Origin of the sequence: Mycobacterium asiaticum (assembly GCF_001673315.1) — a bacterium.
Lineage (GTDB): Bacteria > Actinomycetota > Actinomycetes > Mycobacteriales > Mycobacteriaceae > Mycobacterium > Mycobacterium asiaticum_B.
Genome location: NZ_LZLQ01000028.1, coordinates 24,482 through 31,129, shown reverse-complemented (window position 1 = coordinate 31,129; position 6,648 = coordinate 24,482). Strand labels below are relative to the sequence as shown.

7 protein-coding genes are annotated in these 6,648 nt (G+C 66.5%); 4 read left to right on the top strand and 3 right to left on the bottom strand.

Going from position 1 to position 6,648, the window contains the following annotated elements; translation table 11 throughout:
- Window positions 1-392: 392 nt before the first annotated feature.
- A complete protein-coding gene (locus A5636_RS05120; RefSeq protein ID WP_065157622.1) occupies window positions 393-794 on the bottom strand; it encodes a DUF3040 domain-containing protein in 402 nt (133 codons plus the stop codon).
- A 292-nt stretch (window positions 795-1,086) separates the two neighbouring features.
- On the opposite strand from A5636_RS05120, the gene A5636_RS05115 reads away from it, so the two are divergent.
- The gene (locus A5636_RS05115) at window positions 1,087-1,698 is read left to right on the top strand and encodes a GNAT family N-acetyltransferase (RefSeq protein ID WP_155763607.1); all 612 of its coding nucleotides are present in this window, start codon (window positions 1,087-1,089) and stop codon (window positions 1,696-1,698) included.
- Between the two features lie 92 nt (window positions 1,699-1,790).
- Window positions 1,791-2,474: an LppM family (lipo)protein gene (locus A5636_RS05110; RefSeq protein ID WP_155763613.1), complete on the top strand. Its 684-nt coding sequence runs from the start codon at window positions 1,791-1,793 to the stop codon at window positions 2,472-2,474.
- Here A5636_RS05110 and A5636_RS05105 read toward each other — a convergent pair.
- On the bottom strand, window positions 2,471-3,367 hold the full coding sequence (locus A5636_RS05105) for a mycobacterial-type methylenetetrahydrofolate reductase (protein WP_065157621.1): 897 nt from the start codon (window positions 3,365-3,367) through the stop codon (window positions 2,471-2,473). The genes A5636_RS05110 and A5636_RS05105 overlap by 4 nt on opposite strands.
- Before the next feature lie 175 nt (window positions 3,368-3,542).
- On the opposite strand from A5636_RS05105, the gene idsA2 reads away from it, so the two are divergent.
- On the top strand, window positions 3,543-4,634 hold the full coding sequence (gene idsA2 / locus A5636_RS05100) for a bifunctional (2E,6E)-farnesyl/geranyl diphosphate synthase (RefSeq protein ID WP_065157627.1): 1,092 nt from the start codon (window positions 3,543-3,545) through the stop codon (window positions 4,632-4,634).
- Between the two features lie 4 nt (window positions 4,635-4,638).
- Window positions 4,639-6,198: an alpha-(1->6)-mannopyranosyltransferase A gene (locus tag A5636_RS05095; RefSeq protein WP_081287611.1), complete on the top strand. Its 1,560-nt coding sequence runs from the start codon at window positions 4,639-4,641 to the stop codon at window positions 6,196-6,198.
- Window positions 6,199-6,202: 4 nt separating this feature from the next.
- On the opposite strand, the gene A5636_RS05090 is transcribed toward A5636_RS05095, so the two are convergent.
- Window positions 6,203-6,607, bottom strand: coding sequence for an Rv2175c family DNA-binding protein (locus A5636_RS05090; RefSeq protein WP_065157620.1), 405 nt, complete (start codon window positions 6,605-6,607; stop codon window positions 6,203-6,205).
- Window positions 6,608-6,648: the final 41 nt, after the last annotated feature.

The window sequence follows — 6,648 nt, the reverse complement described above, 5'->3', positions numbered from 1 at the left end:
CTGTACCGGGTCCCATTCCGGCACCACACTGACAAATGACACAACCGACCTCCGAAGTCCGCGGGAAGCGCCCCAAAAAACACCCCTCCGCGCGTCACGGGGTGCCATCGCCCCACACAAGCCCGCGCAGTGACGCGGTTCAGCTAGCGTGCCGCCTTGGCCAGGGCGAATAAAACCGCATTTCAGAGGCCAGAATCTGTCGGTGGGGAACGGGTGGGGCGCAGTGGGGCGCGGTGGACACAACTGCGCTACGAACGCGCCACAAGTCGGCTTCGCCCGGCCCGTCCGGCGTGTCCGACGGACGATTCCTGCCACGCTGGGCTCGGCCTCAGCGCCGACAAATGAAAACGGGGCAGCCGTTGGCTACCCCGCTATTTACCGTGTCGGATTGACTACTCGTCGAACCGCCGCCGGAACCGGTCTTCCATACGGCTGGTGAACGATCCCCCCGCGCCCTTGGACCGCCGCTGGCGGGACGGACTCGTGGCGGCTCGCGCATCAGGCCGGCCGGTCAGCCGCCGACCGGTGACGGCGTAGACCACGCCGCCGAACATCACCATGAACCCGATGACACTGAGAATCGGGAACGTTCCGATCATCGTGGCTTTAAAAGCAACCCCGGAGACCAACATCGCCAAGCCGACGACGAACAACGCCGTGCCCTGAAGTCGGCGTCGCGCGGTCGGCGCACGAAAACCGCCGCCACGCACGCTCGAGGCGAACTTGGGATCCTCGGCATAGAGAGCGCTCTCGATCTGATCGAGCATTCGCTGCTCATGATCGGAGAGTGGCATTCGTCCCTCCTTGCCGAAACACTGTCACGTGGCCACGGATGGCGCGCCGATGCCCGTTGTAGGGCAATTAATACCAATGATACGAGGTCAATCTGCGCCGTACCACCGATTCGCCACCGATTCTATCGCGGCGCATCGCAGGCCAGGGACGGCCCGGGACCGTGCAGGGCACGATTGCTCAACAAGACCGCCCGTCGCCGCCCGAGGGCCACGTCCGATACTGGAATTGCCCGACCGCAAACTGCGGCTGGATCAGAAGCCCCCGTTTGCCTACTGAGGAGGACAGCGCGACTTGGCGACTTTCCTCGTCGATTTCCCGGCGAACGAGATGCAGCGCCGCCTCCCAGACGCGCTCAGCGTGTATGTCGATGCAATGCGCTATCCCAAGGGCACCGAGAGCCAGCGCGCCACCATGTGGCTGGAGCACACCCGCCGGCCTGGCTGGAAGGCGGTCGCGGCGGTGCAGGTCGCCGACGAAGACATCAAAGACACCGCTAAGCCACCGACGGCCACGGAGCTGAGCAACGCCCCACTTGTCGGAATCGCCTACGGCTACCCCGGGGCGCCCGGCCAGTGGTGGCAACAGCAGGTGGTGCTGGGCCTGCAACGCAGCGGTTTACCGCAGCCCGCCATCGACCGGCTGATGACGAGTTACTTCGAGTTGACCGAACTGCACATCCATCCCCGCGCACAGGGCCGGGGGCTCGGCGAAGGGCTGGCCCGGCGCCTGCTCGCGGGTCGTCACGAAGACAACGTCCTGCTATCCACCCCGGAGACCAACGGTGAAGCCAATCGGGCCTGGCGGCTGTACCGCCGGCTGGGCTTCGCCGACGTCATCCGCAGCTACTACTTCGCCGGGGACCCGCGCGCTTTCGCCATTCTGGGCCGCGCGCTGCCGCTGTAACCGGGCGGCTCAACCGATCTACACCCCGGGTCTGGCACGATGACCTCGTGCGCGCCAGCTCTCCCCCGCAACCAGCCCGGACATCCCGCAGTTTGGTCAGCGTGCGGCGCCGCCGGATGGTGGCGATCGTGATGCTGCTGATGCTGGTGCCGTTGGCCACCGGCTGCCTGCGGGTACGGGCCTCACTCACCATCTCACCCGACGACCTCGTGTCCGGCGAGATCATCGCCGCGGCAAAACCCAAGAGCAACAAGGACGCCGGTCCGCAGCTCGACACAAACCTGCCGTTCAGCCAGAAGGTCGCGGTGTCGAACTACGACAGCGACGGCTACGTAGGGTCGCAGGCCGTCTTCTCCGATCTCACCTTCGCCGAACTGCCGCAGCTCGCGCACATGAACCCCGACGCCGCCGGAGTCAACCTGTCGCTACGCCGCAACGGCAACATGGTGATCCTGGACGGCCGGGCCGACCTGACCTCGCTCACCGACCCCGAAGCCGAGATCGAATTGACCGTCGCCTTCCCCGGGACAGTCACCTCCACCAACGGTGACCGGATCGAGCCCGAAGTCGTGCAGTGGAAGCTCAAGCCAGGCGTGGTGAGCACCATGAGCGCCCAGGCTCGCTACACCGACCCGAACACCCGGTCGTTCACCGGGGCGGGCATCTGGCTGGGCATCGCGTCGTTCGCCGCCGCCGGCGTGGTGGCGATGCTGGCGTGGGCCAGCCGGGACCGGTCACCGCGGTTCACCGCTCCGACCGACCAGTCTTCCGGCTAAGTCCGGCGGTCGGGTGCCCAGTACGCGAGCATCTCGGCGAAGGTCTCGAAGGCCGGACCGGACACGCCATAGGTCGCTTCGAAGTGGATGCTCAACGGGAAACCCAGCTCGGCCACCCCGTCGACGACGCGCTGGTACAGGTCGACCAAGAGGCGCCGCTTCTCGGCGGGTTCGCTGCCGGCCAGTTTCTTGACGAACTCCTGCTCGTCGGCCACCACCGCGTTGCCCGGGTCCTGAATCAGCCAATTGATCAGGCCGACCCGTGCTTCCATCTTCGGCACGAAGCCGAACGACAACAGGATCTCCGGCCGGTGATCGGTGCTGTCGGCGAAATCGGACAAAAAGCTCACGATCGCGTCGGAATACAGCAGCTGCGTCATGCCGTACGTCGCGCCTTGGTTGCACTTGAAATTGAAGCGGCCCTGTTCACCCTCTCGGGTGGGAATGACAATGACACCCCGGTTCGCCACCGCGTCGCGATAGATCGACAAGGCGTCGGTGGGGGCGACGCCGGAACCCTCGCCGTCATTCATGGTGCGCGGTACCCCGACGAAGACCACACCCTCCATCCCGGCAGCGGACAGCTTGGCGAGCCGCTCACCCAGGGTCGGTTCGTCCATGAAGGCGGTGACCTGCGTGCACAGACCGTTGATCCCCGGTAGTTGCGGCCTGATGATCGACCAGAAGTCCAGCACGTCGAGCTTGGGCTGCATCGTTATCGGGCGATCGTCGTCCTCGGCGATCATCCCCGGGATCATCACGTGCCGGATGCGCCCGTCCAGGCCGGACTCTGCCGAGTACCGCAACACTTTCGCAGCGTCTTCCGATGCCTTCTCCAAACCCCCGGCCACGTTCGGCGGCACCAGCTCCAGCGCGATGGTGTTGAGCGTCACCCGGCTCCATCTCCTCCCGATTGCCCCGCAAAACATCCCTGACGCGCCACGCCGCGCACATCCCCCCGTGACCGTCGACGCGGGCCACCACGACAGCATAGGGGCGCCCATGCTGGGCCGCGGCATACACTGTCGGGCCAGAGGCTGCCGAGCAGAAAGGGGCGCTGCGCTGAGCCTGCAAGCATCGGCGGCATCTACTGCCGAGGTCGCCCGCGCCATCACCGACGAACTACAACGGTATCTGCGCGACCGCCGCACTGAGTCCGCTCACCTGGGTGCTGACTTTGATGCCTTGACCGCCTGGCTGGAGGATTTCGTCCTCGGCGGCGGCAAGCGACTGCGGCCCGTCTTCGCCTACTGGGGCTGGAACGCCGTGTGCGCCCAGGAACCCGAACCCGACACGTTGCTGCTGTTCGGTGCGCTGGAACTGCTACACGCCTTCGCCCTGGTGCACGACGACGTCATCGATGCCTCAGCCACCCGCCGCGGTCGGCCGACCGCGCACGTGCACTTCGCCGGCCTGCACACCGAACGCGGTTGGCGGGGCGCACCAGACCAGTTCGGCATGTCGGCGGCGATCCTGCTCGGTGACATCGCACACGCCTGGGCCAACGACGTCATCTCCCGGACCAAGTTGTCGGCCGAGACCCGGATGCGGGTGGAGCGGGTGTGGTCGGACATTCGCACTGAGGTGCTCGGCGGGCAGTATCTGGACATCGTCGCCGAGGTCTCGGTACCCGCCTCGGCCACCGAATCGGTCGCTTCGGCGATGACCGTGGCCACCTACAAAACCGCCTGCTACACCGTGCTGCGGCCGCTGCAACTCGGGGTGGCCGCCGCCGCCGACCGGCCCGATGTGCTGGCGACCTTCCAGCAGTTCGGGACCGATCTGGGGGTGGCATTCCAGCTGCGCGACGACGTGCTGGGTGTGTTCGGGGACCCGGCGGTGACGGGTAAGCCATCCGGGGACGACCTGCGGTCGGGCAAGCGCACCGTGCTGCTGGCCGAGGCCATCCAACTGGCCGAAGAGTCAGACCCGTTGGCGGCCAGCCTGTTACGGACCTCGGTCGGTACCGATCTGACCGATGAGCAGGTGCGCGAACTGCGGGGCGTGATCGAAGGGGTGGGTGCACTGGCAGCGGCGGAGCAGCGGATCACCGATCTCACCGAACGGGCACTGGCCACACTGGCGTCGGCTCCGATCAACGCGACCGCTAAAGCGGGGTTGTCGGACCTGGCCCGGCTGGCCACCGAGCGGTCCGCGTGATCCAATGACAACCCCGACAACCCCGACAAACCCGACAGACCCGACAGACCCGACAGACCCGACAACTTCGACGATTGCGCCGAAAGCTCCTCTTCGACAGGGCATTTCGCAGCTGAGAACATTCATCGCCACCGATGGCGCCGCTCCCGCGCGGCAGGGTTTCCTGGGCTCCGCACTGATCACCGTGGGCGGCCTGGGCGCGGGCAGCACCCGCCAGCACGATCCCCTGCTGGAGTCGATTCACCTGTCCTGGCTGCGTTTCGGCCACGGGCTGGTGTTGTCCTCGGTGCTGCTGTGGCTGGGCGTGATCCTGGTCGTGGTCGCGTGGCTGCGGCTGGGTCGGCGCGCGCTCGCCGGCCAAACCAGCGATTTCGTCATGCGGGCCACCACCGCGTTCTGGCTGGCGCCGTTGCTGTTGTCGGTGCCGGTCTTCAGCCGGGACACCTACTCCTATCTGGCCCAGGGTGCGCTGCTGCGGGACGGCCTGGACCCTTATGCGGTAGGGCCGGTCGGCAACCCGAACCCGTTGCTGGACGACGTCAGCCCGATCTGGACGATCACCACGGCGCCGTACGGCCCGGCGTTCATCCTGGTGGCCAAGTTGGTGACGATGCTGGTCGGGAACAATGTCGTTGCGGGAACGATGCTGCTGCGGTTGTGCATGCTGCCCGGGCTCGTCTTGTTGATCTGGGCAGCTCCCCGACTCGCGCATCAGGTCGGCAGCGACGGCGCCAAGGCGCTGTGGATCTGCGTGCTCAACCCGCTGGTGCTGATCCATCTGATGGGAGGCGTGCACAACGAGATGCTGATGGTGGGCCTGATGGCCGCCGGCATCGCGTTGACTCTGCAACGCCACCACGTCGGCGGCATCGCGCTGCTCACCGTCGGCATCGCGGTCAAGGCCACCGCGGGGCTGGCGTTGCCGTTCATGTTCTGGGTGTGGATGCGGCACCTGCGCGAGGACCGTAACTGGGGTCCGGCGCGGGCTTTCGTGGTCGCCGCGCTGTCGTCGCTGGCGATCTGTGTCGCGGTCTTCGGGGTGCTGTCCCTGATCGCCGGGGTTGGCCTGGGCTGGATGACCGCGCTGGCAGGCTCGGTGAAGATCATCAACTGGTTGACCATCCCGACCGCAGTCGCGAACCTGGTGCATTTCTTCGGTAGCGGGCTGTTCGCGGTCCAGTTTTACACCGTGCTACGGATCGCGCGGCTTGTCGGCATCGTGATCATCGGGGTGTCGCTGCCGGTTTTGTGGTGGCGTTTCCGTCGCGACGACCGGGCCGCGCTCACCGGGATCGCCGGGGTAATGCTGGTCGTGGTGCTGTTCGTGCCCGCCGCGCTGCCGTGGTACTACTCCTGGCCGTTGGCGGTGCTGGCTCCGCTGGCGCAGTCACGGCGTGCGATGGCAGCCGTCGCCGGGATTTCGACCTGGATCATGGTGATCTTCAAACCGGACGGATCGCACGGCATGTACTCGTGGCTACACGTGGGGCTCGCAACCGCGTTCGCGGTGCTGGCCTGGTATTCGCTGCACCGCCAGGACGAGCCCGAGCGCGTCGAGGAGTAGCCGGTCAGTACGCCATAGCCTGCGCGCGTCGCACCACCTCGCGTGCCTGGTGGGCATGCAAGGCGTCGACCGGGCGGGCGTTGTTCAGGGCGTCACGGGAGCCATCGCGGGTGACGGTCAGCGACGGATCCGGGGTGAACAGCCAGCGCACGATCTCGGTCTCGTGGTAGCCGCCGTCGTGCAGGATCGTCAGTAACCCGGGCAGGCTCTTCACGACGTGGCCGGTGTTGGTGAAGAAGACCTGCGGGACCACCACCCCGCCGTTGCGGCGCACCGCAACCAGGTGACCTTCGCGGAGTTGCTGTTGGACCTTGCTCACCGGTATGCCGAGCAATTCGGCGACCCGGGTCAGGTCGTAGGTTGGCTCGTCGGGATCCAGAACATCGTCGCCGGCCGGAATGCTGCCCACGGGGTCAGTCTAGAACTTCAAGGACGACCAGGTGTGCGCGT

Coding starts and splice junctions, on each gene's coding strand:
- A5636_RS05120 (WP_065157622.1), bottom strand. CDS start 794: ATGCCACTCTCCGATCATGAGCAGCGAATGCTCGATCAGATCGAGAGC.
- A5636_RS05095 (WP_081287611.1), top strand. CDS start 4,639: ATGACAACCCCGACAACCCCGACAAACCCGACAGACCCGACAGACCCG.